Source organism: Pedobacter insulae, from assembly GCF_900113525.1.
GTDB lineage: Bacteria > Bacteroidota > Bacteroidia > Sphingobacteriales > Sphingobacteriaceae > Pedobacter > Pedobacter insulae.
Genome location: NZ_FOPP01000006.1, coordinates 118,396 through 142,801, shown reverse-complemented (window position 1 = coordinate 142,801; position 24,406 = coordinate 118,396). Strand labels below are relative to the sequence as shown.

General features: G+C 37.6%; 20 protein-coding genes and 5 tRNA genes. 21 read left to right on the top strand and 4 right to left on the bottom strand.

The features are described from left to right. Positions 1-202: 202 nt before the first annotated feature. The gene (locus BM207_RS11660) at positions 203-1,954 is read right to left on the bottom strand and encodes a lysophospholipid acyltransferase family protein (RefSeq protein WP_090994192.1); all 1,752 of its coding nucleotides are present in this window, start codon (positions 1,952-1,954) and stop codon (positions 203-205) included. Between the two features lie 168 nt (positions 1,955-2,122). Here BM207_RS11660 and BM207_RS11655 point away from each other — a divergent pair, with 168 nt between their 5' ends. Together BM207_RS11655 and BM207_RS11650 are read left to right on the top strand one after the other, a co-directional pair. Further along, entirely contained in the window at positions 2,123-3,058 is a 936-nt protein-coding gene (locus BM207_RS11655; RefSeq protein WP_090994190.1) for a ComEA family DNA-binding protein, read from the top strand. Then, positions 3,058-3,585 carry an adenine phosphoribosyltransferase gene (locus BM207_RS11650; protein ID WP_090994188.1) on the top strand — a complete coding sequence of 176 codons (528 nt, stop codon included), beginning with the start codon at positions 3,058-3,060 and terminating at the stop codon, positions 3,583-3,585. Before BM207_RS11655 ends, BM207_RS11650 begins: the two co-directional genes overlap by 1 nt. A 25-nt stretch (positions 3,586-3,610) precedes the next feature. Here the strand turns inward: BM207_RS11650 and BM207_RS11645 are convergent, their stop codons facing one another. Next, a complete protein-coding gene (locus tag BM207_RS11645) occupies positions 3,611-4,939 on the bottom strand; it encodes a MutS-related protein (protein WP_090994186.1) in 1,329 nt (442 codons plus the stop codon). Positions 4,940-5,295: 356 nt separating this feature from the next. Here BM207_RS11645 and BM207_RS11640 point away from each other — a divergent pair, with 356 nt between their 5' ends. Next, complete coding sequence (locus BM207_RS11640) at positions 5,296-6,447, top strand: acyl-CoA dehydrogenase family protein (protein WP_090994185.1); 1,152 nt, start codon at positions 5,296-5,298, stop codon at positions 6,445-6,447. A gap of 131 nt (positions 6,448-6,578) precedes the next feature. On the opposite strand, the gene BM207_RS11635 is transcribed toward BM207_RS11640, so the two are convergent. Together BM207_RS11635 and BM207_RS11630 are read right to left on the bottom strand one after the other, a co-directional pair. After that, a complete protein-coding gene (locus tag BM207_RS11635; protein ID WP_090994183.1) occupies positions 6,579-7,043 on the bottom strand; it encodes a YybH family protein in 465 nt (154 codons plus the stop codon). Positions 7,044-7,139: 96 nt separating this feature from the next. Further along, positions 7,140-7,985 (bottom strand): amidohydrolase family protein, encoded by an 846-nt coding sequence (locus BM207_RS11630; protein WP_090994181.1) that lies wholly within the window; start codon positions 7,983-7,985, stop codon positions 7,140-7,142. Positions 7,986-8,106: 121 nt separating this feature from the next. On the opposite strand from BM207_RS11630, the gene BM207_RS11625 reads away from it, so the two are divergent. The 18 genes from BM207_RS11625 to rpoC all read left to right on the top strand — a co-directional run bounded on the left by BM207_RS11625 (position 8,107) and on the right by rpoC (position 24,394). Then, positions 8,107-9,021 carry a hypothetical protein gene (locus BM207_RS11625; RefSeq protein WP_090994179.1) on the top strand — a complete coding sequence of 305 codons (915 nt, stop codon included), beginning with the start codon at positions 8,107-8,109 and terminating at the stop codon, positions 9,019-9,021. A gap of 88 nt (positions 9,022-9,109) precedes the next feature. Beyond that, positions 9,110-9,304 (top strand): 30S ribosomal protein S21, encoded by a 195-nt coding sequence (gene rpsU, locus BM207_RS11620; RefSeq protein WP_055132547.1) that lies wholly within the window; start codon positions 9,110-9,112, stop codon positions 9,302-9,304. A 328-nt stretch (positions 9,305-9,632) separates the two neighbouring features. Next, entirely contained in the window at positions 9,633-10,517 is an 885-nt protein-coding gene (locus BM207_RS11615; protein WP_090994177.1) for a tyrosine-type recombinase/integrase, read from the top strand. A 14-nt stretch (positions 10,518-10,531) separates the two neighbouring features. Further along, positions 10,532-10,879, top strand: coding sequence for a ribosome hibernation-promoting factor, HPF/YfiA family (hpf, locus tag BM207_RS11610; protein ID WP_090994175.1), 348 nt, complete (start codon positions 10,532-10,534; stop codon positions 10,877-10,879). 207 nt (positions 10,880-11,086) lie between these two features. Then, positions 11,087-11,159, top strand: a tRNA-Thr gene (locus BM207_RS11605). Between the two features lie 34 nt (positions 11,160-11,193). Then, positions 11,194-11,279: transfer RNA gene (locus BM207_RS11600), tRNA-Tyr, on the top strand. Positions 11,280-11,320: 41 nt separating this feature from the next. Beyond that, positions 11,321-11,393 (top strand) — tRNA-Gly (locus BM207_RS11595). Positions 11,394-11,419: 26 nt separating this feature from the next. Beyond that, positions 11,420-11,491 (top strand) — tRNA-Thr (locus BM207_RS11590). Positions 11,492-11,620: 129 nt separating this feature from the next. Continuing rightward, entirely contained in the window at positions 11,621-12,808 is a 1,188-nt protein-coding gene (tuf, locus tag BM207_RS11585) for an elongation factor Tu (RefSeq protein WP_090994173.1), read from the top strand. A gap of 81 nt (positions 12,809-12,889) precedes the next feature. Beyond that, a tRNA-Trp gene (locus BM207_RS11580) sits at positions 12,890-12,960 on the top strand. Positions 12,961-12,977: 17 nt separating this feature from the next. Continuing rightward, positions 12,978-13,169 (top strand): preprotein translocase subunit SecE, encoded by a 192-nt coding sequence (secE, locus tag BM207_RS11575; protein ID WP_090994171.1) that lies wholly within the window; start codon positions 12,978-12,980, stop codon positions 13,167-13,169. A gap of 12 nt (positions 13,170-13,181) precedes the next feature. Then, positions 13,182-13,724: a transcription termination/antitermination protein NusG gene (nusG, locus tag BM207_RS11570; protein ID WP_090994170.1), complete on the top strand. Its 543-nt coding sequence runs from the start codon at positions 13,182-13,184 to the stop codon at positions 13,722-13,724. A gap of 144 nt (positions 13,725-13,868) precedes the next feature. Further along, entirely contained in the window at positions 13,869-14,312 is a 444-nt protein-coding gene (gene rplK, locus BM207_RS11565) for a 50S ribosomal protein L11 (protein ID WP_090994168.1), read from the top strand. Positions 14,313-14,335: 23 nt separating this feature from the next. Continuing rightward, positions 14,336-15,034, top strand: a complete 699-nt coding sequence (gene rplA / locus BM207_RS11560) for a 50S ribosomal protein L1 (protein ID WP_090994166.1) — start codon at positions 14,336-14,338, stop codon at positions 15,032-15,034. 2 nt (positions 15,035-15,036) lie between these two features. Next, positions 15,037-15,558: a 50S ribosomal protein L10 gene (gene rplJ / locus BM207_RS11555; protein ID WP_090994164.1), complete on the top strand. Its 522-nt coding sequence runs from the start codon at positions 15,037-15,039 to the stop codon at positions 15,556-15,558. A 63-nt stretch (positions 15,559-15,621) separates the two neighbouring features. Next, the gene (gene rplL, locus BM207_RS11550; protein ID WP_090994163.1) at positions 15,622-15,999 is read left to right on the top strand and encodes a 50S ribosomal protein L7/L12; all 378 of its coding nucleotides are present in this window, start codon (positions 15,622-15,624) and stop codon (positions 15,997-15,999) included. 175 nt (positions 16,000-16,174) lie between these two features. Next, positions 16,175-19,981, top strand: coding sequence for a DNA-directed RNA polymerase subunit beta (gene rpoB / locus BM207_RS11545; RefSeq protein ID WP_090994161.1), 3,807 nt, complete (start codon positions 16,175-16,177; stop codon positions 19,979-19,981). Between the two features lie 123 nt (positions 19,982-20,104). Further along, on the top strand, positions 20,105-24,394 hold the full coding sequence (gene rpoC / locus BM207_RS11540) for a DNA-directed RNA polymerase subunit beta' (RefSeq protein ID WP_090994159.1): 4,290 nt from the start codon (positions 20,105-20,107) through the stop codon (positions 24,392-24,394). The last annotated feature ends 12 nt before the right edge of the window (positions 24,395-24,406 follow it).

Sequence of the window (24,406 nt, the reverse complement as noted above, 5' to 3'; positions counted from 1 at the left end):
CATCTTTGTTAGCTCAACGTGGGTTTATATTTAAAAAGCACAAGTACAATTTTCAGTGTTTTAATCTCATTTATAACCTAAAATTAACCTGGATTTAATACAACTGGATTAACTTTGGAGTATTAAATATTTGGTTAATGTTTAATGAGTTTAGGTTAGTTGATAACAAGAAACCCCGGCTGGTTACCGGGGTTTCGCTTTTTTAAAAGTTTTTTCCAACTTTTTCCAGCATTTCCGAAGGAATTTTTTGTAGGTCAACCACTAAAAATCCATCCAGACAATCTGAGAATTTAGGGTCTATATTAAAGCAAATGATTTTTGCATTTAAGTTTAAATATTGGCGTAATAATACTGGGATTTTAATATGTGAATTTTCAATATCACCAATTAATCCGTCTAGGTCTTTTAAAGTTCCACTACTTTCCACTAATAAATCCGTAGCAATAGGGGATAAATCCGCTTTAAATTTGTTTTTAGGCTTTACGTAGCTCGCTAGTTCGTAATCAAAGTGATTTTTAGTAATATAGTCCACTATCAAAGATTTAGAGAAAGTAGAAAAATTATTGCTAATACTCACCGGTCCAAACATATAACGATATTTTGGATTATCTACCAGGTATTTTAAGATCCCTTTCCACAACAAGAATAGAGGGAGCGGTTTAAGCTGATATTCCTTTCTAATCCACGACCTGCCCAGTTCAATTCCCTGTCTCAAAACCGGATAGAATGGCTCTTTAATTTTGAAAAGTTCCGAAAGATAAAATCCCCGTCGCCCCATCGTGTCTAATATTTCATCACCTTTTCCAATTCGATAAGCACCAACAATATTTTGTAAGTCTTTATCCCAAATAAACAGGTGATTGTAATAGATGTCGTAGTTGTCTAAGTCTATTTTCTTATTGGTTCCTTCACCCACTTCCCTAAAAGTGATTTCGCGCAACCGGCCAATTTCTCTTAAAATATGGGGAATGTTTACAGTGGGAGTGATATAAACTTCGTAATTCTTTTCTTCCCAAACTTTAAAATCTAACAGCTGTTCAACTTCCTTTACAATCAGGTTTCGATCTGTTTCATCAACAACTTGTGCAGGCTTTTTCTTTCTTTTGAAAGGATTGATAGGGTTAAATAATTTTTTCTCCTGGTCTAAGCTGGTTCCCAAAGCATAGGTTCTTGCCCTTAAAAAATCAAGGAGTTTGTTGGTGTCTTTTTTATAAGAAATATCTTCAATTTTGATTGGTTTTCCTATTCTAACCTTAATTTTTAAACCTTGTTTATTTAAAAATTCCGAAGGCAGTTTAGCGGTTCTAAGCGTTGGGTGGATAAAACTTAAAATGTTAAATAACACGCCATTATTACCGTGGAAATAGATAGGGATTACTGGTACTTTGGCGCGCGAAATTAATTTCCCTACAACTGGATGCCAAAGGCGATCGGTAACTTCCTGGCTATCGAGGTTAAAAGTGGAGACCTCACCGGCGGGAAAAATACCTATCGGCGTTCCATTTTGTAATAGGTCGAAAGTCGCCTTTAAGCCGCTTATACTCGATGAATGTTGTACATTCTCAAACGGGTTTACCGCTACAAAGAATTCGCTAAGGTTGGGAATTTTCTTTAAAATAAAATTAACCATCACTTTAGCTTCTGGTCTAACTGTGCAAAGCAACCTAACAAGTGCTAAGCCTTCTACGCCTCCGTAAGGGTGATTGGCAATGGCAATAAAGCCGCCAGTTTTAGGGATGTTTTTAAGGTCTTCTTCGTCGAAATCAATCGTAACGCCTATGGTTTCTAAAATTTTATCAACAAATTCTAATCCCGCAAAATGCTCATTTTTAGAAAATACTTTGTTTATATCGTTGAGTTTCATGACCTCCATCATCAGGGCGGCAAGCCCTGGGACGCCTAATTTGTCAATTTTGGTCGCTTTAGCAAACTCTGTTTTTGTTATAATTTTCATCTAGTTGATCTGTGTTTTTTTGGTTAGATGGAGCCTTTGATGATTAAAATAATTACTACCTTTTGGATTATAATTTGGCAAGCAGTTTCAAAAATAAGCTAAAAATTTGTACTACCTATGCATTAGTTGAAATGATATTGGTTTTTATGGTTATATGACACATCTTTTATGCATCAAAAACGCCCAACGCGCTTCGTTATTAAACATTGGCTCACTCATTATTTCAGTCTCACAAAGCGGGAGTATAATGCCGTACTTGCCTTGCTTGGATTAATTAGTCTAACAATTGTTACGCCCTATATCTATGAAAGTTTTTCGCCTAAGGAAGAACTAATGACCGATTATGAAACTAAAGCAATCCACAAATTAACGTTGATTGATCAAGAGGACTTTCGTAGTAAGGCGGATAGATATAGGCGTCCAAATGCAAAAGAACTTAAAGCCAAGATTACTTTATTTAAATTCGATCCCAATCAAATTGATGTAACAGATTGGGAAAAGCTGGGTTTATCAACTAAGCAAGCGCAATCAATTTTGAATTACCGTAGTAAAGGTGGAAAGTTCTATAAAGTGGATGATGTTAAGAAAATGTACGCTATTTCTCCAACGGTATTTGAACGTTTACAACCTTATATTCATATTGAAGCGGGAGGGTCTAGAAATGAACAATGGAATACAAAGCATGTGAAAATGCCTGTTAAACAGTTCATTAGTATAGAGATTAATACTGCTGATACGACTAATCTGGATCAAGTTAAGGGTATAGGGCCTACCTTTGCGCGAAGGATTGTTAGCTACCGCGGGCGCTTGGGAGGTTTTTATAAAAAGGAACAATTAATGGAGGTTTATGGATTGGATAGCCTAAAATTCAACGAAATTAAAGGTCAGATCCAAATTGATCCTTCTTTGATCAAAAAGATCGACATCAATACGGCTGATTTCGAAATCTTTAAAAACCATCCATATTTAAAATACAAGCAAATTAACGCCATTATTCAATATAGAAAGCAGCATGGAAACTATACTAGTATTGCCGACCTTAAAAAATTGCTTATCTTGAGCTCCCAAACAATTGAACAGCTCACACCATATTTACAATTTTAATGTTAGCAGCTAAGATAAAAGCAACTTTAAGAGATGTACCCAACTTCCCGAAGCCCGGGATTATTTTTAAAGATATTACTCCAATCTTAAAAGATCCAGCCTTATGCGGCGAGATTACATCAGCACTTGTTTTACAATTAAACGGCATTAAAATCGACGTAGTAGCGGGCATTGAAAGTCGTGGTTTTTTATTCGGACTAGCGCTAGCTCAAGCCTTAGATGTGCCGTTTGTCCCGATTCGCAAAGCAGGTAAATTGCCCTATAAAACTATTCAACAAAGCTATGAGTTAGAATACGGCAGTGCAACGCTTGAAGTTCACGAGGATGCGTTTGGAGCGGGCCTGCAGGTATTAATTCATGATGACTTATTAGCTACCGGAGGAACTGTTGTTGCGGCATCACAGCTTGTTGAGCAATTGGGTGCGCAAGTTGCAGGTTATTCTTTTCTAATCAGCCTTGGGTTTTTAAATGGCAAAGAGAGACTCAGTTCTTTTTCGGAAGATGTTTATTCTTTAGTGGATTTTTAACGTTTATGTATGATTTTACCGCTGATTAGTTTCTTGCCTCTGCCAGCAATCCCAAAATATTTTCCCTTTCAATAAAATACATTCCAATCCCATTCGTGGACACGCCGGTTTTTAATTGATAGGTGAATTTTGGCTTTTCATCAACAATTAGGTGCTCCAAGTATTTAAAAGCAATATTTTTAGCTTTTAGCTCATCAGCTAACGCTGTAATATGGCTGGAAACAATAAATATCGAATTCGGAATAACTGCAAGACCATTAACTACCAACAATGACGCATCAAAGGCATCCTGGGCATTTGTTCCTTTAAATAGCTCATCTAAAATGATAAACATTCTTTTTCTTTCAGTTAAAAGCAGTGCGATTTTTTTAACCCTCATTACCTCGCTGTAATAATGACTCAGCCCACTTTCAATCATGTCTGCCAAATTGATAGTGGTGATTAAACCATTAAACACAACAGTCTGCATGCTCGCAGCGGGTACTGGGAAGCCTAGATGCGCCAAATAAACCGCTATGCCTATCGATTTTAACAAGGAAGACTTGCCCGCCATGTTAGAGCCACTTAGAAAGATCAAATTATTTTGGTGATCAATTTTTAGATCATTTTTAATAGGTTCTGCTAACGCAGGATGAAATAAGCCTGAAATTGCTATGCTGATAGGCCCATCCTCCAGGTAAGTCGGTATGCAAAACGCTCGTTCCTTGGCCACCTTTGCAAGTCCTTCAAATACATCTAATTCATAAAATAGGGCTAACAATTCAAGTACCGTCAAGCGGTTTTCTCTTCTAATCAAAGTATCTAATTTGCCAAGCTGACGAAAGGAAAACTGCGTTTTATGACTTAATGAAGTTGCATACCGGATCCCTGGCTTTTCTAGGATAGTATGGATTTTAATGGCTAACTCCTGTAAACGGGCAGGTGCATGCAAGTCGATAAATTGGGAAGATAACTCATCGGCATATTTTAGTAGGACTAATAGATGTTTTATTCCAACCTGAACAACATAATAGTTTTGGTTAGCTTTAATTCGGTTGCTAAGCCAGGGAAAAAATGAATCCAATATATTACTCCTTAAAAAGCCCCGATCATAATTCACATAATGCAAAATCAAGTCAAACTGATCGTGATCTATCAGGAGTTCATTAACCGAGCTTGAGAAATAATTGATAGCTGCTGTTCTTTTTTGAAGCTCTTCAATTGAATTAGAAGGATTTCTCATCCAATGCTCCATAAGTGCTCTCCCGCCAACAGTTTTAGTCTTTTTAAAGAGGGCAAACAACGAGAAATTATTTTCACTACCTCCGAAGACATTCAAGTCGCCGTAAGTTTGTTCGTCCATTTTAAAATCCATTGTAGCGTTTTTATGTTGAAATTAAGTATCCTGTCGACTCCGACTTCGTAAGTCGGCCTAAAAACCACCGACTTCGTAAGTCGACCAAATTAAGCCGACTTCGTAAGTCGGACTAAAAATGCTAAAAAAAATCTAACTATTTTTTGATGGCTTTTTAGCTAACGATATTTCCTCAATAAAGGTATTGAACCAAATACCAAATCGTTCTACTTTATAGTCGATTTTATTATGCTTGCATTGTAATAATATTTACTTATCATTGTCCCAAACCAAATATAAATCTTCGAAATTTTGAATTGGGACCCTATATTTAAAGGTTTGAATTCAAAATTTCTTTTTTAAAGTAAATCCAAAATATGCAAGCAGGTTTCAATTTCCAAACTACAGAAAACCAAGATCTAATTAAAAAAATGGTAAGCGACTTTGCCGAAAAGAATATTCGTCAACATTTAATGGAATGGGATGAAGCGCAACATTTCCCCATAGAGATTTTTAAGCAATTAGGTGAACTCGGCTTAATGGGGGTTTTAGTTCCAGAAAATTATGGCGGATCAGGATTTGGCTATCAAGAATATGTAGACGTGATTGTAGAAGTTTCACGCGTTTGTGGTTCAATAGGTTTATCGCTTGCGGCGCATAACTCTTTATGTACCGGCCACATTTTAGCGTTTGGCAATGAAGAGCAAAAGCAAAAATGGTTGCCTAAATTGGCAACAGCCGAATGGATCGGAGCCTGGGGACTAACCGAGGCTAACACGGGTTCGGATGCTTTAAGAATGACAACCACTGCGGTTTTGGATGGAGATGAATATGTAATTAATGGCGCTAAAAACTGGATTACCCATGGTAAATCTGGCGATGTTGCCGTAGTAATGGTTCGTACAGGTGATGCTGGAAGCTCGAAAGGAATTTCAGCAATTGTAGTTGAACGTGGTACTCCCGGTTTTTCGGCCGGCAAAAAAGAGAACAAATTAGGCATGCGCGCATCAGAAACTACTGAAATGATATTCGATAATTGTAGGGTTTCGAAAGCTAATCTTTTAGGTGTAGAGGGCGATGGCTTTAAGCAAGCGATGAAAGTATTAGATGGAGGCCGTATTTCTATCGCGGCACTGTCACTTGGTATTGCTAAAGGTGCTTATGATGCAGCTTTGGCTTACTCAAAAGAACGTCACCAATTCGGTGTGGCTATTTCAAGCTTCCAGGCTATTAGTTTTAAACTAGCCGATATGGCAACCGAAATTGAAGCTGCAGAATTATTGATTCGCCAGGCGGCAGATTTAAAAAACCGTCATCTGCCAATGAGCAAAGAATCGGCAATGGCAAAATACTATGCTTCAGAAGTTGCGGTTCGATGTGCCACGGAGGCAGTACAGATTTTTGGAGGCTATGGTTATACCAAAGATTTTCCAGTTGAGAAGTTTTACCGAGATAGTAAGTTATGTACAATCGGGGAGGGGACTTCCGAAATCCAAAAGATTGTCATAGCGAGAGAGATCTTGAAGTAGCTTATGTATAAATAGCGGCTTTACGATGAGTGTGAGCTGCTGAAAAATGAAGAAGCAAGTGTTGGATTAATCTTTTCATATTCTTCTTTTGTTTTAGGTTGCCATGGAGTCCTGCGGCTATCACATAAATTTTATTTATTTGCCGCCGGACTCATCATATCCACGATATTCTTCCAGTTACCATCAGCCCCCTTTCTCCAAATCGTTACGCCATTAAATAACAGTGTTGTCTTTTTTCCGGTTGCATCCTTGTATGTCATTTTTGATTCTTCGAGCAAATATCCCAAATCACCACTCTTTGATACTTCCGCAGATTTTGGCTCCCAGCTAATCTCAAAGTCCGGATCGGTAAAGCTTTTCTGAACCATGGCCCTAATGGCTGCTTTACCTTTCAGTGGTTCTTCACCTGTTGAATACATTATTGCATCGTCTGCCCAATAGCTTACTATTTTGTCAACATCTTTTGTGGCAACTGCTTTTGACCATTCGCGGCTAATCTGCATAATTTTTTCGGCTTCAGTATTTTTGTCAACAACAGTTTTTTGAGTGCAGGCAGTCCATGTGAGTAGGGGTACCGCCAGTATAATTAGTTTCATATTTTATTAATTAGTTTTTTATTCTTTAATAATTGACTTTAAAAATGCTTGAATTGCTTCCGATTTTCCAATTGGTTCCAAAAAATAGATTGACACTTATTTCTTAAAAAAAACTTCTGCATTCTTAAAAAAGATCTTCTCTCTTTGCGCGGTAGATAAAAAGTCTAGATTATTTACAGACTCTATCGCTTGTTTAATATCGCCATTATCAGAGCCAAACATTAATCTATCTTCAAAGCCAGCATCAATTAATTTTTTCATGATACTATAAAATTCCTTTTTAGGAATAATATAGGGGTTTGAAATGGCAGATATGTCCGTATATACATTCCGGTAAACACTCATCACACCAATCGCATCCGCTAAAAAAGGATAACCGGTATGCATAATCCAAACTTTTAACTTCGGAAACTTGATGATAAGCTCTTCCATTAAGATCGGACTTCCTAAGCTCACTCGGAAATTTGGAGATCCATGATTCGGACCGGCTAATCCAGTATGGATCCCTACCGGGAGATTGTATTTTTCAGCTAACGCGTAATAAGGGTGTAAGAGTTTGTCTGACGGGGAAATCCCATAATATTGGCTTAATACTTCTCCAATAAAATCGATTTTTTTGGCGATAATTAACTGTTCAACCCATTTAATGTCAGGCAAATCTTTTCCATTGGAGAAGCAAGGTTGCCCGCTATAAGGAACTTTCCCATTGGGGCAAGCGAGCATTAATCCGAAGAGCAGTTCGGTTTTGTACTTGTCTCGATAAGTGTTTTGCAAATCCCAAGACGTGCTAATGGCCGCTTTATATACACCAGCACCTGCCAATTGCTGCATTTGTAAATCAGGTTTTGCCTCGCCATGAATATGTGTATCGAATATTTTCTGTGAATAGGAATCGTACGTTCCACCAAGTAAAAGGATGATAATCAGTTTTAGCCTTTTCATATAATCACATTCATATAGATTAAATATACGGAAATATCTATGACAATATAAAAGTAAAAAAGGGGGGTAACAAAATTCAGCATCGCTTGATATCATGGTATAACAATTTAATTATATAACCATGAAAAATTCAATTTTAATCGCAGCAGTAGCCATACTTTTTTCAACAGGATGTAAAAAAGATGGCGGAGTAACCGAAGGGCCAACTTTAAGTTTAGCCGATTTCAACAACAAGTTTAGTGTGCCAACACAACTATTTAATGGCGTTGCCGGCACGGGATTCAGTATTACAGGCAATAAGGGGATAAAACTTGATTTCCCTGCCAACGCATTTTTAGATGCCAGCGGAAATCAGGTAACAGGTAATATCAAACTGAGTTTAAAAGAAGTAATGACCAAAGGGGATATTCTTCTCTCTGGAAAAATGACCGAATCAAATAAACAATTATTAGTATCGGGAGGTGAATTTCAGGTTTTGGCTTTGAAAAATGGCCAGCTATTAAAACTTAACCCAGCAGCTGAAGTAATGGTTAAAGTACCTACCACGTTAAGTACGTCACCAATGGATTTATTCGAATTTAAAGGGACGACAAGTTCCGATAGTACTTGGATGTTGAACCAAAAAGCCAGGGTAACAACGACCCCAACTTACTATCAATTTGCTTTGCCAAACTTTGGGTGGGTAAACTGCGATTACTTTTATAATAATCCGAACCCAAAAACAACCATTACAGCTAGTCCCGTTTATGCGGGTGCTTCGCCCAGTATTAAAGATCAGCGAGCCTATTTAATTTTTGATGCCATAAATAATGTAATCGGATTGCCTTTTGAATTATCTATCAACAAACACCAAAGTTATTTAAACTCGATGCCAATTGGGATGACGGGTAAATTGGTAATTATCTCGGTAGATATGGACGATAGGATCTATTTTGGATATAGTAATTTTACCATTAGCAATGGCTTGCATGTCAATGTTCCAGTAGCGGTTTCAACACAAGCAGATATTGATAATTTTTTAAGCGCAATTAACTAAATAAGGATAAGTAAGATAAATTTCCTTAATTAAATAATACTTCCTATCTTTGCAATCCCAAAAACATCGAGAGGAGGTATTTCACGTTATGATTATAATTAACATTAAAGACGGCGAATCATTAGATAAAGCGCTAAAACGTTTCAAGAAAAAGTTTGAGAAAACTGGTGTATTGAGAGAATTACGTAGTCGTCAGGCATACGAGAAAAAATCTGTTGCTCGTCGTACAGAAATTAAACACGCTGTATACATTCAGAACATGAACCAAGAAGGAACTTTATAGTTCTAAATTGATTTCTAGATATAAAAACCTCGGCATTAGTCGGGGTTTTTGCCTTTAGAGTTGGAGTATATTCCTTCGATACTCGTTTAATACTGCCGTGCATCAACCGTGCATCAGCCGTGCATTGGTCGTGCATAAGCCGTGCCCAGACGCACAGTAAACCCACGATCAACGCAGATATACGCATGCCTATTTAATAGCGCAATTAGTCGATAACCGAACAAACCTACCATTGTGATTAAGCATAATTAATTGGTAATATTTTCTGCTAAAAAAATTGCATCAACTATTTTTTTTGTATATTCACATACCACGAAGATTAAGGCCTATGCTCATCAGCAGTTTCTTAACATATTTAAAGGACGAGAAGCGATACTCACCCCATACATTGGTGGCTTATGAAACAGATTTATGTCAATTTGAGCAATACATAAAGGATAACTGCGAATTAACACTTTTAAGTTGCAAAGCGGCTCAGGTGAGGAGTTTTATGGTGGCGCTGATGGACGACCAGATTTCGGCCAACGCCATCAATCGCAAGATGTCATCCCTTCGTAGTTTTTATAAATACTTACAAAGAGAAGGTACGCTTGCTGCTAATCCGATGCTGTTAATTAAGGCGCCTAAAATACCGAAACGACTACCTGTTTTTATTGAAGATCATAAACTCGATCAATTATTAGATTCGCAAACAGTATTTACAGACGATTTTGCTTCTAAGCGAGATAAAATCGTTTTAGAGCTCCTTTTCGGAACGGGCATTCGCTTAGCGGAATTGTTACTTTTAAAAGACACGGATATTAATACGTACGAATCCACGATTAAAGTATTGGGAAAGAGGAGTAAAGAACGAATTGTACCCTTGCATAGCTCGTTGCTTAAAGAAGTTGAAACCTATATTAAACTAAAATTAGCTCAAAATTTTGACAACAAAACTGCAGCATTAATCGTTACCAATACCGGGACTGCTGCTTATCCTAGAATGATTTATCGAATAGTACAGCGCTACTTAACGCTTATATCAACGCAAGATAAAAAGAGCCCGCACGTATTGCGCCATTCTTTTGCAAGTAGTTTGCTCAATCGGGGTGCTGATTTAAATGCCATTAAAGAGTTGTTGGGGCATGCAAGTTTGGCTGCTACACAAGTTTATACGCATAATTCTGTTGAACGCTTAAAATCAATATATAAACAAGCCCATCCAAAGGCATAAAAAAGGAGGAAAACATGAAAATTAGAGTACAGTCGATCCATTTCAATGCAGACAAAAAACTATTAGACTTTATTCAAAAGAAGGTAGATAAGTTAGATATATTCTTCGACCAGATTATTGGAGGAGAAGTTTATTTAAAATTGGAAAATGTTGAAGATGAAGCAAACAAGATATCTGAGATAAAATTAATGGTTCCGGGCGTAACATTATTCGCCAAGGAGCAGTGTAAATCATTCGAAGAAGCTACAGATTTAGCTATCGAGTCGTTAAAAAAGCAAATTACTAAACATAAAGATAAAACTAGAGCAAAATTAAGTGAGCACAAAGAATTGCTAAGTGCAAATGAAGTGTCTGATTATTAGGGTAGTATTTCACCACATAAATGAATATGAAATTGGCGAGGCATAACTCGCCAATTTTTTTTGAAAATATATTTTGTTACAAGATTAATTTTTGTAGATTTGCATTCCATTTCGGAAGGGGCGTTGGTCGCAAAGGAAATGAAAGTTCTATGAAAGTTTAAAATTTTATCCAAAACATCGATTTTTATGAATTGATGAAAGATATAAGCCTCCTTAGCTCAGCTGGTAGAGCAACTGACTTGTAATCAGTAGGTCATTGGTTCGATTCCGATAGGAGGCTCTTTTTATTTTGTATGTAAGTATGAAGTAAAAGGGGGGGGATTCCAGAGCGGCCAAATGGGACAGACTGTAACTCTGTTATCGCAAGATTTCGAAGGTTCGAATCCTTCTCCCCCCACCATTAGCTAAAATGATAAAATTGCTAATTGGCTAAATAAAAAAGCGGAAGTAGCTCAGTTGGTAGAGCGATAGCCTTCCAAGCTATAGGTCGCGAGTTCGAACCTCGTCTTCCGCTCATTAAGAATGAGCTGAATATTAAAAGCCGACTTAGCTCAGCGGTAGAGCACTTCCTTGGTAAGGAAGAGGTCATGGGTTCAATTCCCATAGTTGGCTCTGGTAATAATAAAGGAACGAAATACTTTGTTAAATCTGTGAAAACAGAATCAACAAGGTTTTTTGTATTGAATTTTGTATCAAAACAATAAATAAATAAAAAGTTAACCTACTAATAAGTATAAAAACATGGCAAAAGAAAAGTTTGACCGCAGCAAGCCGCACTTAAATATCGGCACTATCGGTCACGTTGACCACGGTAAAACAACCTTAACAGCAGCTATTACTAAATGTTTAGCTGATGCTGGTTTATCTGAGGCACGTTCATTTGAATCAATTGACTCTGCTCCAGAGGAAAAAGAAAGAGGTATCACGATTAACACAGCTCACGTTGAGTATTCAACAGCTAACCGTCACTATGCACACGTTGACTGTCCAGGTCACGCGGATTATGTGAAAAACATGGTTACTGGTGCGGCTCAAATGGACGGTGCTATCATCGTTGTTGCTGCTACAGATGGTCCGATGCCACAAACTCGCGAGCACATTCTATTAGCTCGTCAGGTAGGTGTACCTTCGTTAGTTGTTTTCATGAACAAAGTTGATATGGTGGATGATCCAGAATTACTAGAATTAGTAGAGATGGAAGTTCGTGAATTATTATCTTTCTATGAATTCCCTGGTGATGATATCCCTGTAATTCAAGGTTCAGCTCTTGGTGGCTTGAACGGTGATGCAAAATGGGTTGGAAAAATTATGGAATTAATGGACGCTGTAGATAACTACATTCCAATTCCTCCACGTTTGACTGAACTTCCTTTTTTAATGCCTGTTGAAGATGTATTCTCGATCACTGGTCGTGGTACTGTTGCAACTGGTCGTATTGAGCGTGGTCAAATCAACTCTGGTGATCCAGTGGAAATCTTAGGTATGGGTGCTGAGAACTTAAAATCTACAGTAACTGGTGTTGAGATGTTCCGTAAGATCCTTGATTATGGTGAAGCAGGTGATAACGTAGGTTTATTGTTACGTGGTATTGAGAAAACTGATATCCGTCGTGGTATGGTAATCTGTAAACCAGGTTCAGTAACTCCTCATACTGATTTCAAAGCTGAGATCTATGTATTATCAAAAGCTGAAGGTGGTCGTCACACGCCATTCTTTAACAAATACCGTCCTCAATTCTATTTCCGTACCACAGACGTTACAGGAGAAATCTCTCTAGCTGAAGGAACTGAAATGGTTATGCCAGGTGATAACGTTACAATCAGTGTTAAATTGATTAACGCAATCGCAATGGAAAAAGGTCTACGTTTCGCTATCCGTGAAGGTGGTAGAACAGTAGGTGCAGGTCAGGTAACTGAAATTGTTAAATAATAATCCTTAACGGGATCAATTAATAAGAAGAATTGCAAAGTGCCTGATGCTGTACGGCTTAGGCACTTTGCTTTACTAAACACGGGTGTGGTGCAATGGTAGCATACCGGTCTCCAAAACCGTTGATGGGAGTTCGAATCTCTCCACCCGTGCAAAAAAAAATATAAATATGGCTGGTGTAGTTCAATTTATTAAAGAATCATACGAAGAAATGACCGATAAGGTAACTTGGCCTACTTGGGGTGACTTACAAAATTCGGCAGTATTGGTTTTAGTAGCTTCGTTAATCATTGCAATAGTAATATTTGGAATGGACAAAGGTGCTACTGCTATTTTGCAAGCGTTTTATGAATCAATTTAATTTATATACTAGATGAACGATCAGTTAAAATGGTATGTAGTTAGAGCGGTAAGCGGTAAAGAAAAGAAGGTAAAACAATACATCGATTCTGAAATTAGCCGTTTAGGTCTTTCACATTTGGTACCTCAGGTATTAATCCCTATGGAAAAATACTACCAAATGAAAGAGGGAAAGAAAATAGCTAAAGAACGTAATTTTTACCCTGGTTATGTTTTAATTGAAGCAACCCTTGATGGGGAGCTTGAGCATATTATCAAAGGGGTAAATAGTGTAATTGGATTTTTAGGTGATAAAGCTGGAAATGCGATTCCGATGCGCCAGGCAGAAGTTAACCGTATTTTAGGTAAGGTTGATGAAATGAGCCAACAAGGCGAAACCATGAATGTAGCTTACTATGTAGGTGAAAATGTGAAAGTAATGGATGGTCCATTCAATGGTTTTACAGGCGTTATTGAGGAAGTAAACGAAGAAAAGAAAAAATTGAAAGTTATGGTTAAAATCTTCGGACGTAAAACACCGCTGGAACTTAACTATATGCAAGTAGAGAAAGAATAAAATTTATTTTAAAAAATATATTTGAGGACTGCAAGATTATTCATATCTTTGCAGTCCTTTTGCTATATTCCTATAGCATTAAGGTCTTAAATGTTACATGCTTCCAATATTTAACATTGAGTATTACAATTAACAAATCAGAAAATGGCAAAAGAAGTCGGTGCACTTGTTAAATTACAAATCAAAGGCGGAGCTGCAAACCCATCACCACCAGTAGGACCTGCATTAGGTGCTAAAGGTGTTAATATCATGGAGTTTTGTAAACAATTCAATGCTCGTACCCAAGATAAGCCAGGTAAAGTATTACCCGTTGTAATTACTGTATATGTCGACAAGTCTTTCGAATTTATCATCAAAACCCCTCCAGTGGCTATTCAATTATTGGATGCTACAAAATTAACGAGTGGTTCTGCTGAGCCCAACCGTAAGAAAGTTGGTTCGGTGACTTGGGATCAAGTTAAGTCAATTGCTGAAGATAAGATGACTGATTTAAATGCTTTCACTATCGAGTCTGCTATGAAAATGGTAGCAGGAACAGCACGCAGTATGGGAATCACCGTTAGTGGTGATGCACCTTGGACAAATTAATTAACAAATAACAGTTTACAACAGTGGCGAAATTAACAAAAAATCAAAAACTGGCACACGCTAAACTCGAAATCGGTAAATCGTATTCTTTAAAGGATGCGACTGCTTTGGTAAAAGAAATCACTACCACTAAATTTGATGCATCGGTTGATATCGATGTAAGTTTAGGTGTAGATCCACGTAAAGCCAATCAAATGGTGCGTGGTATTGCTACTTTACCTCACGGAACCGGAAAAACTGTTCGCGTTTTGGTACTTTGTACTCCTGATAAGGAAGAAGAGGCTAAAGCTGCAGGAGCAGATTTCGTTGGTTTAGACGAATATGTGGCAAAGATTGAAGGTGGTTGGACAGATGTTGACATTATTATCACTACTCCTGCTTGTATGGCAAAAGTAGGTAAACTGGGCCGAGTTTTAGGTCCACGTAACCTTATGCCAAACCCAAAATCAGGTACAGTAACTAACGAAGTTGGTAAAGCTGTAACTGATGTAAAAGGCGGAAAGATTGATTTTAAGGTTGACAAAACTGGTATCATCCATGCTTCAATAGGAAAAGTATCATTCTCAGCAGAGAAAATATATGAAAATGCGTTAGAAGTTCTTCAAACGATTTCAAAATTGAAACCATCTGCTGCAAAAGGAACTTATTTTAAGAGCATTCATGTTTCTTCAACAATGAGTCCTGGAATTGCAATCGAAACTAAATCAGTAGCGGGGATCTAATTATGAACAGAGAACAAAAACAAGAAGTAGTTTTAGCTCTACAAGAGAAAATGCAAGAGTATGGCAATTTTTATATTGCTGATACCTCTGGATTATCTGTTGAGAAAGTAAATAACATCCGTCGCAAATGTTTCGAAAGCGGTATCGAAATGAAAGTTGCAAAAAATACCTTGATCAAAATTGCGATCGATGGTTTAGAAGGCGACTCATCTGAGATATTCACAGCGTTAAAAGGCCAATCGGCTTTATTATTTTCAACAGTAGGTAATGCTCCAGCTAAGCTGATCAAAAGCCTAAGAAAAGGTAAAGAAGAGAAACCAGCGCTTAAAGCAGCTTATATCGATTCAGCTATATTTGTTGGTGATAACCACCTAGATTCATTAGTAAGTCTTAAATCAAGAGAAGAACTTATTGGCGAAATCATCGGTCTATTACAATCACCAGCTAAAAACGTTGTTTCGGCATTACAATCAGGCGGTTCGAAAATTGCAGGTATTGTTAAAACACTACAAGAAAGAGGTTAACGGACACCTTAAGTTCGAATTAAACAAAATTATTATTACGTAAATTTTTAAAATCTTAATAAAATGGCAGATTTAAAAGCGTTTGCTGAGCAATTGGTAAACTTAACAGTTAAAGAAGTTAACGAATTAGCTCAAATCTTAAAAGACGAGTATGGTATCGAACCAGCTGCAGCTGCAGTTGCTGTTGCAGGTCCTGCTGCTGGTGGCGAAGCTGCTGCAGTTGAAGAAAAATCTACTTTCGATGTAATCTTGAAAGAAGCTGGTGGTCAGAAATTAGCAGTTGTGAAATTGGTAAAAGACTTAACTGGTTTAGGTTTGAAAGAAGCGAAAGACTTAGTTGATGGTGCACCTAAAGAATTAAAATCAGGTGTTGCTAAAGACGAAGCAGAAGCTTTGAAAAAACAATTAGAAGAAGCTGGAGCTGTAGTTGAGATTAAGTAATCTCTCTACTTTGACAATCTTCCAAAGATTGTCAAAGTTCTAAGTGAATTAAGACTCCGACTGTCAAGTCGGAGTCTATTCCCGTTTATAAACATTTCATCTTGTTTGGTTGGTGTTATGTTTAAAGGCAAACCAAGCAAATAGTTTATTCTTAAACTAAATTAAATTTAGTCCCTTGGCAAATAAAGTCGTAGACCAAAGAGTAAATTTTGCACGTAGTAAGCACATCATTGATTATCCAGATTTTTTGGATGTGCAGTTGCAATCATTTAGAGAATTTTTTCAGATAGAAACAACTTCAGATAACCGTCACACAGAAGGTTTATTTAAAGTATTTGCTGAAAATTTCCCAATCACAGATTCTAGAAACATTTTCGTTTTAGAATTCTTAGATTATTTTATTGACCCACCACGTTATGACATTCCTGAATGTATCGATCGTGGGTTAACTTATAGTGTTCCGTTAAAAGCAAAGCTTAAGCTTTCTTGTAACGATGCAGAGCACGAGGATTTTGAAACTATCATTCAAGATGTATACTTAGGAACCATACCTTATATGACTCCTAAAGGTACTTTTGTGATTAACGGTGCTGAACGTGTAATTGTTTCTCAATTGCACAGATCTCCTGGTGTGTTCTTCGGCCAAAGCCGCCACACTAACGGAACCAAGTTGTACTCGGCCCGTGTTATCCCTTTCAAAGGTTCTTGGATTGAGTTCGCAACAGACGTAAATAACGTAATGTATGCGTATATCGACCGTAAGAAAAAATTCCCGGTAACCACCTTATTGCGCGCAATTGGTTACGATTCTGATAAAGACATCCTTGAATTATTTGATCTTGCCGACGAAGTAAAAGTTAGCAAATCTGGTTTGAAGAAATATATCGGACGTAAACTTGCGGCGAGAGTTTTAAGAAAATGGGTTGAAGATTTTGTTGATGAAGATACAGGTGAGGTAGTTTCTATCGACCGTAATGAAGTAATCTTAGACAGGGATACCGTTCTAGAAGACGACCATATCGATATGATCATTGATGCAGGTGTTAAAACTATTATCTTGTCAAAAGATGATGGTGCCTCTCAAGCTGATTATACCATTATATATAACACTTTACAAAAAGATACCTCAAACTCTGAAAAAGAGGCTGTAGAAAACATCTATCGTGCTTTGCGTAACGCAGAACCACCTGATGAGGAAACCGCAAGAGGTATCATCGAGCGTTTATTCTTCTCAGATAAACGTTATGACTTAGGTGATGTAGGTAGATACCGCATCAACCGTAAGTTAAAAATGGATACACCTGATCACGTTAAAGTTTTAACCAAAGCAGATATTATTGCAATTGTTAAATATTTAATCAAGTTGATCAACTCTAAAGAAGAAGTGGATGATATCGATCACTTGTCTAACCGTCGTGTACGTACCGTAGGTGAGCAATTATATGCTCAGTTTGGTGTAGGTTTAGCACGTATGGCCAGGACAATCCGTGAGCGTATGAATATTCGTGATAACGAAGTGTTTACACCTACAGATTTGATTAATGCCCGTACTTTATCGTCGGTTATTAACTCTTTCTTTGGTACCAACCAGTTATCTCAGTTCATGGATCAAACCAATCCTTTGGCAGAGATTACACACAAACGTCGTTTGTCAGCCTTAGGCCCAGGTGGTTTATCACGGGAGCGTGCAGGTTTCGAAGTTCGTGACGTTCACTATACGCACTACGGTCGTTTATGTACAATCGAAACTCCAGAGGGACCAAACATCGGTTTGATTTCATCACTTTGTGTACACGCTAAAATTAACAATTTAGGTTTCATCGAAACTCCTTATAAAATTGTTGAGAATGGTGTTGTAGCAGTTGATAAAGACGTTATTTATTTATCTGCAGAAGACGAGGATGGTAAAACTATCGCTCAGGCAAACGCTGCTTATGATGATAAAGGTAACTTTACCACCGCACGCGTTAAAGCACGTTACGAGGGTGACTTCCCAATTATTGAGCCTGAGAAATTAGACTTAATGGATATTGCCCCTAATCAAATTACATCAATCGCTGCTTCTTTGATTCCTTTCTTAGAGCATGATGATGCGAACAGGGCTTTGATGGGATCGAACATGCAACGTCAGGCCGTGCCATTGTTACGTCCAGAGGCGCCAATTGTTGGTACAGGTTTGGAAGGTCGCGTTGCACGTGATTCAAGAACGTTGATCAATGCTGAAGGCGAAGGTGTTGTTGAGTATGTAGATGCAAATGAAATTACCATTAAATATGTACGTAACGATGGAGATCGTTTAGTTTCATTTGAAGGTGATAGCAAAACATATAGATTAACCAAGTTCAAAAAAACCAACCAGAATACTTGTATCAATTTGAAGCCAATTGTTAAAAAAGGCGAGAAAGTTAGTAAGGGACAAGTGCTTTGTGAGGGTTATGCAACTGAAAATGGAGAATTGGCATTAGGAAGAAACTTAAAGGTTGCTTTCATGCCTTGGCAAGGATATAACTTTGAGGATGCGATTGTAATTAACGAGCGTATTGTTAGAGATGATATCTTTACCTCTTTACATATCGAAGAATTTGAATTAGAAGTGCGTGATACAAAACGTGGAGAAGAGGAGTTAACACCAGATATTCCTAACGTTTCTGAAGAAGCTACTAAAGATTTAGATGAAAACGGTATTATCCGTATCGGTGCTGAAGTAAAAGAAGGCGATATCCTAATTGGTAAAATTACGCCAAAAGGAGAGTCTGATCCTTCACCAGAAGAAAAATTACTTCGTGCAATCTTTGGTGATAAAGCCGGTGATGTTAAAGATGCTTCCTTGAAAACCCCACCTTCAATTAAAGGTGTGGTAATCGATACTAAATTATTCTCAAGAGCTAAGAAAACTACTAAAGCAGAAGAAAAATCAGCGATTGAGAAATTAGATAAGAGATATAATTTAGCTACAGAGAACCTTAAAAATGAGTTAGTTGATAAATTATTCCAAATTGTAAACGGTAAAACATCTCAAGGTGTATTTAACGTGTACAAGGAAATGTTAATCGCTAAAGGTGCTAAGTTCACACAGAAAATATTGGCAGACCTAGAGTATGCACATATTAATCCATACAAATGGACAACTGATGATGATAAAAATGATCAGATCAAGTTGTTATTACATAACTATGGTATCCGTGTAAATGAAGAATTAGGTGCTTATAAACGCGATAAATTTGCAATTAGTGTTGGTGATGAGTTACCATCAGGAATTGTTCAAATGGCGAAAGTTTATGTAGCTAAAAAACGTAAATTAAAAGTAGGTGATAAGATGGCTGGTCGTCACGGTAACAAGGGTATTGTTGCTCGTATTGTACGTGATGAAGATATGCCATTCTTAGAAGATGGAACACCTGTTGATATCGTGTTGAACCCACTAGGTGTGCCTTCACGTATGAACTTGGGTCAGATCTACGAAACCGTATTGGCATGGGCTGGAAAAGAACTGGGTGTTAAATTTGCAACTCCGATTTTTGATGGTGCTAAATCTGATGAGGTTGAAGAGTGGATTGCTAAAGCTGGCGTTCCTGCTTCAGGAAGAACTTACTTACACAATGGTTTAACAGGCGAGAAATTTGATCAGCCGACAACAGTAGGTATTATTTATATGCTTAAACTGGGTCACATGGTTGACGATAAGATGCACGCTCGTTCTATCGGACCATACTCATTAATTACACAACAACCATTGGGTGGTAAAGCACAATTCGGTGGTCAGCGTTTTGGTGAGATGGAGGTTTGGGCATTAGAAGCATTTGGTGCTGCTAATATCCTTCAAGAAATCTTAACGGTTAAATCGGATGATGTTGTTGGAAGAGCCAAAACTTACGAAGCCATTGTTAAAGGCGAAAACCTACCTACTCCAGGTGTACCAGAATCATTCAATGTATTGGTACATGAGTTAAGAGGTTTAGGTTTAGATATTACGTTAGACTAAATAGTATTTAGCAGAGGTATTTAGTATATAGTATTTAGTATTTAGATCTGGGCGTTTAGTCTATCTAATTACTAACTACTAACTACTAACTACTAGTAACTAAGTACTCAAAATTAAAGAGCTATGTCTTACAAAAAGGATAATAAATTAAAAAGCAATTTCACCTCGATTACCATTAGCTTGGCATCGCCTGAGAATATCTTAGAGCGTTCAAGTGGTGAGGTGTTAAAACCTGAGACGATCAACTATCGTACTTACAAACCTGAACGTGATGGTTTGTTCTGCGAGCGTATTTTTGGTCCGGTAAAAGATTACGAATGTCATTGCGGTAAGTACAAACGTATCCGTTATAAAGGTATTGTTTGTGATCGTTGTGGTGTTGAAGTAACTGAGAAAAAAGTACGTAGAGAGCGTATGGGACACATCAACTTGGTGGTTCCTGTTGCGCATATCTGGTATTTCCGTTCGTTACCAAACAAAATCGGTTACCTTTTAGGTTTGCCAACCAAAAGATTGGACTTAATTATTTACTACGAACGTTATGTAGTAATCCAATCGGGTTTAATGGCCGATCAAGGTATCAATTATATGGACTTCCTTACTGAGGAAGAATATTTGGATATTTTAGATAAATTACCTAAAGAAAATCAATATCTAGATGATAAAGATCCTAATAAATTCATCGCCAAAATGGGTGCTGAAGCATTAGAAGACTTATTAAAACGTATTGACTTAGATACTTTATCTTATAACTTACGTCACCAAGCAGCCAATGAAACTTCACAACAACGTAAAAACGAGGCGTTAAAACGTCTTCAAGTTGTTGAGGCTTTCCGCGGTGCTAGAACACGTATTGAGAATAACCCAGAGTGGATGATTATTAAAATCGTTCCAGTTATTCCACCAGAGTTACGTCCACTAGTTCCTTTAGAAGGAGGTCGTTTTGCAACTTCAGATTTAAATGATTTATATCGTCGTGTAATTATCCGTAACAACCGTTTAAAGCGTTTGATCGAGATTAAAGCACCAGAGGTTATTTTACGTAACGAGAAACGTATGTTACAGGAAGCTGTAGATTCGTTATTCGACAACTCACGTAAAGTAAATGCTGTTAAAACTGAAGGTAACCGGGCCTTAAAATCACTTTCAGATATTTTGAAAGGTAAACAAGGTCGTTTCCGTCAGAACTTATTAGGTAAACGTGTAGATTATTCAGCTCGTTCGGTAATTGTTGTAGGTCCAAACCTAAAATTACACGAATGTGGTTTACCAAAAGATATGGCAGCTGAGCTATTCAAACCATTTATCATTCGTAAGATGATAGAAAGAGGAATAGTGAAAACTGTTAAGTCTGCTAAGAAAATTGTAGATAGAAAAGATCCATTGGTATGGGATATTCTTGAAAACGTATTGAAAGGACACCCTGTATTACTTAACCGTGCGCCTACGTTGCACAGATTAGGTATCCAGTCTTTCCAACCGCGTTTAATTGAAGGAAAAGCAATCCAGTTACACCCATTAGTGTGTACGGCGTTTAACGCGGATTTTGACGGTGACCAGATGGCGGTGCATTTACCTTTAGGTCATGCCGCAATTTTGGAAGCCCAAGTACTAATGCTTGCTGCGCACAACATTTTGAACCCTGCTAACGGTACGCCAATTACGGTACCTTCTCAGGATATGGTTTTGGGTCTTTATTATATTACTAAAGGCCGTAGAACTGACGCAAGTCGTGTTGTAAAAGGACAAGATCAATCATTCTATTCTCCGGAAGAAGTAATTATTGCTTATAATGAGAAGAAAATTGATTTACATGCTTTTATCAAAGTAAAGGTAAATGTAAAGCAAGAGGATGGTACAATTGTAAATAAATTAACAGAAACTACTGTTGGTAGAGTACTATTTAACCAAATGGTGCCCGAAGAAGTAGGTTATATCAATGAATTGTTAACTAAAAAATCACTAAGGGATATCATTGGTGAGGTAGTTAAAATGACAGGTATGGCTCGTTCTGCAAGATTCTTAGATGATATCAAAGAATTAGGTTTCAAAATGGCATTCCAAGGTGGTTTATCGTTTAACCTACAGGATGTAAATATTCCGGTAGAAAAACATACATTATTAGAACAAGCTGCAGGCGAAGTAGAAGAGGTAAGAAACAACTATAACATGGGTTTCATTACCAACAACGAGCGTTACAACCAAATTATCGATATTTGGACACGTATTAACAATCGTTTAACTTCATTTGTAATGAATCAATTGTCAAGTGATAACCAAGGTTTCAACTCGGTTTACATGATGCTAGATTCAGGAGCACGTGGTTCGAAGGAACAAATTCGTCAGCTAGCAGGTATGCGTGGTTTGATGGCTAAGCCTCAAAAATCAGGTTCTGGTGGTGAGATTATTGAAAATCCGATTTTATCCAACTTTAAAGAGGGATTATCTGTACTAGAGTACTTTATCTCTACTCACGGTGCTCGTAAAGGTTTGGCGGATACAGCGTTAAAAACGGCGGATGCGGGTTACTTAACTCGTCGTTTGCATGACGTGGCGCAAGATATGATTGTAAATGCGGTAGACTGTGGTACTTTAAGAGGTATGTACACTACAGCTTTAAAAGATAATGAAGATATAGTTGAGCCATTATATGACAGAATTTTAGGTCGTATTTCGCTTCATGACGTATTTAACCCATTAGATGGGCAATTATTAGTGGGTGCTGGCGAAGATATTTCTGAAGAAATTGCTAAAACAATTGAAGAATCTCCATTAGAAGGTATCGAAATTCGTTCGGTATTAACTTGTGAGAACAAAAGAGGGGTTTGCGCCCTTTGTTATGGTCGTAACTTGGCCTCTGGTAAACGTGTTCAAAGAGGAGAGGCTGTAGGTGTAATTGCTGCACAGTCTATCGGTGAGCCGGGTACACAGTTAACCTTACGTACGTTCCACGTGGGTGGTACTGCATCAAACATCGCTGCAGAATCTCAGATCAATGCGAAATTTGATGGGGTAATCGAATTTGAAAACCTACGTACTGTTCCAACTACTACAGAAGAAGGTGTGGTTGATATCGTATTAGGTCGTTCAGGTGAGTTTAAAATTACGGAACCAGGAACTGGTAAAGTAATCGTAACTAACAACGTTCCTTATGGTGCATTCTTATATGTTAAAGAAGGAGATAAAGTTAGTAAAGGCGATAAAATCTGTTCATGGGATCCATATAACGCGGTTATTATTTCAGAGTTTGCAGGTAAAATTCATTTTGATGCAATCGTGGAAGGGGTAACTTTCCGTGAAGAATCAGATGAGCAAACTGGTCACCGTGAGAAAGTAATTATCGATACACGTGATAAGACTAAAAACCCTGCTATTCAGGTAGTTGATAAAAAAGGCGAGCTGATTAGGAATTATAACATTCCGGTAGGAGCTCACATCGCTATTGAAGAGGGTGAAGCAGTTCAAACTGGTCAGATCCTAGTTAAAATACCTCGTGCAACAGGTAAAACCCGAGATATTACAGGCGGTTTACCACGTGTAACGGAATTATTCGAAGCACGTAACCCATCAAACCCGGCGGTAGTAACCGAAATTGATGGTGTGGTAACTTTAGGCGGTGTTAAACGTGGTAATCGTGAGATGACTATCGAATCTAAAGATGGAGAAATTAAGAAATATTTAGTGCCATTGTCTAAACACATTTTGGTTCAAGACAATGACTTTGTGAAAGCTGGTATGCCATTATCAGATGGATCAATCTCTCCAGCTGATATTTTAGCAATTAAAGGCCCCGCTGCTGTACAAGAATACTTAGTGAATGGTATCCAAGAGGTTTACCGTTTACAAGGTGTAAAAATTAACGATAAGCACTTTGAAGTAATTGTACACCAAATGATGCAGAAAGTGCATATCGAAGATCCGGGTGATACTCGTTTCTTAGAAAATGATTCTGTTGATCGTTGGGATTTCCAAGTGGAGAACGACGAGATTTATGACAAGAAAGTTGTTGTAGATGCTGGAGATTCAAACGTTGTAAAACCTGGCCAGATTCTTTCTTTACGTAAATTAAGAGATGAAAATTCTCAATTAAAACGTAAAGATATGAAGCAAATTGAAGTGCGTGATGCAAAACCTGCAACTGCTAGTTCAATTTTGCAAGGTATTACTAGAGCATCATTAGGAACTAAATCGTTCATCTCCGCAGCTTCCTTCCAGGAAACTACTAAGGTGTTAAATGAGGCGGCTATTGCTGGTAAACGCGATAACATGTTAGGCTTGAAAGAGAACGTAATTGTTGGTCACTTGATCCCATCAGGTACCGGTGTGCGTGGCTACGAGCGTATCATTGTAGGTTCTCAAGAAGAATACGATAAATTATTAGCATCTAAAGCTGAAGAAGAAGTAGAGGCTTAATTTATCTTAATG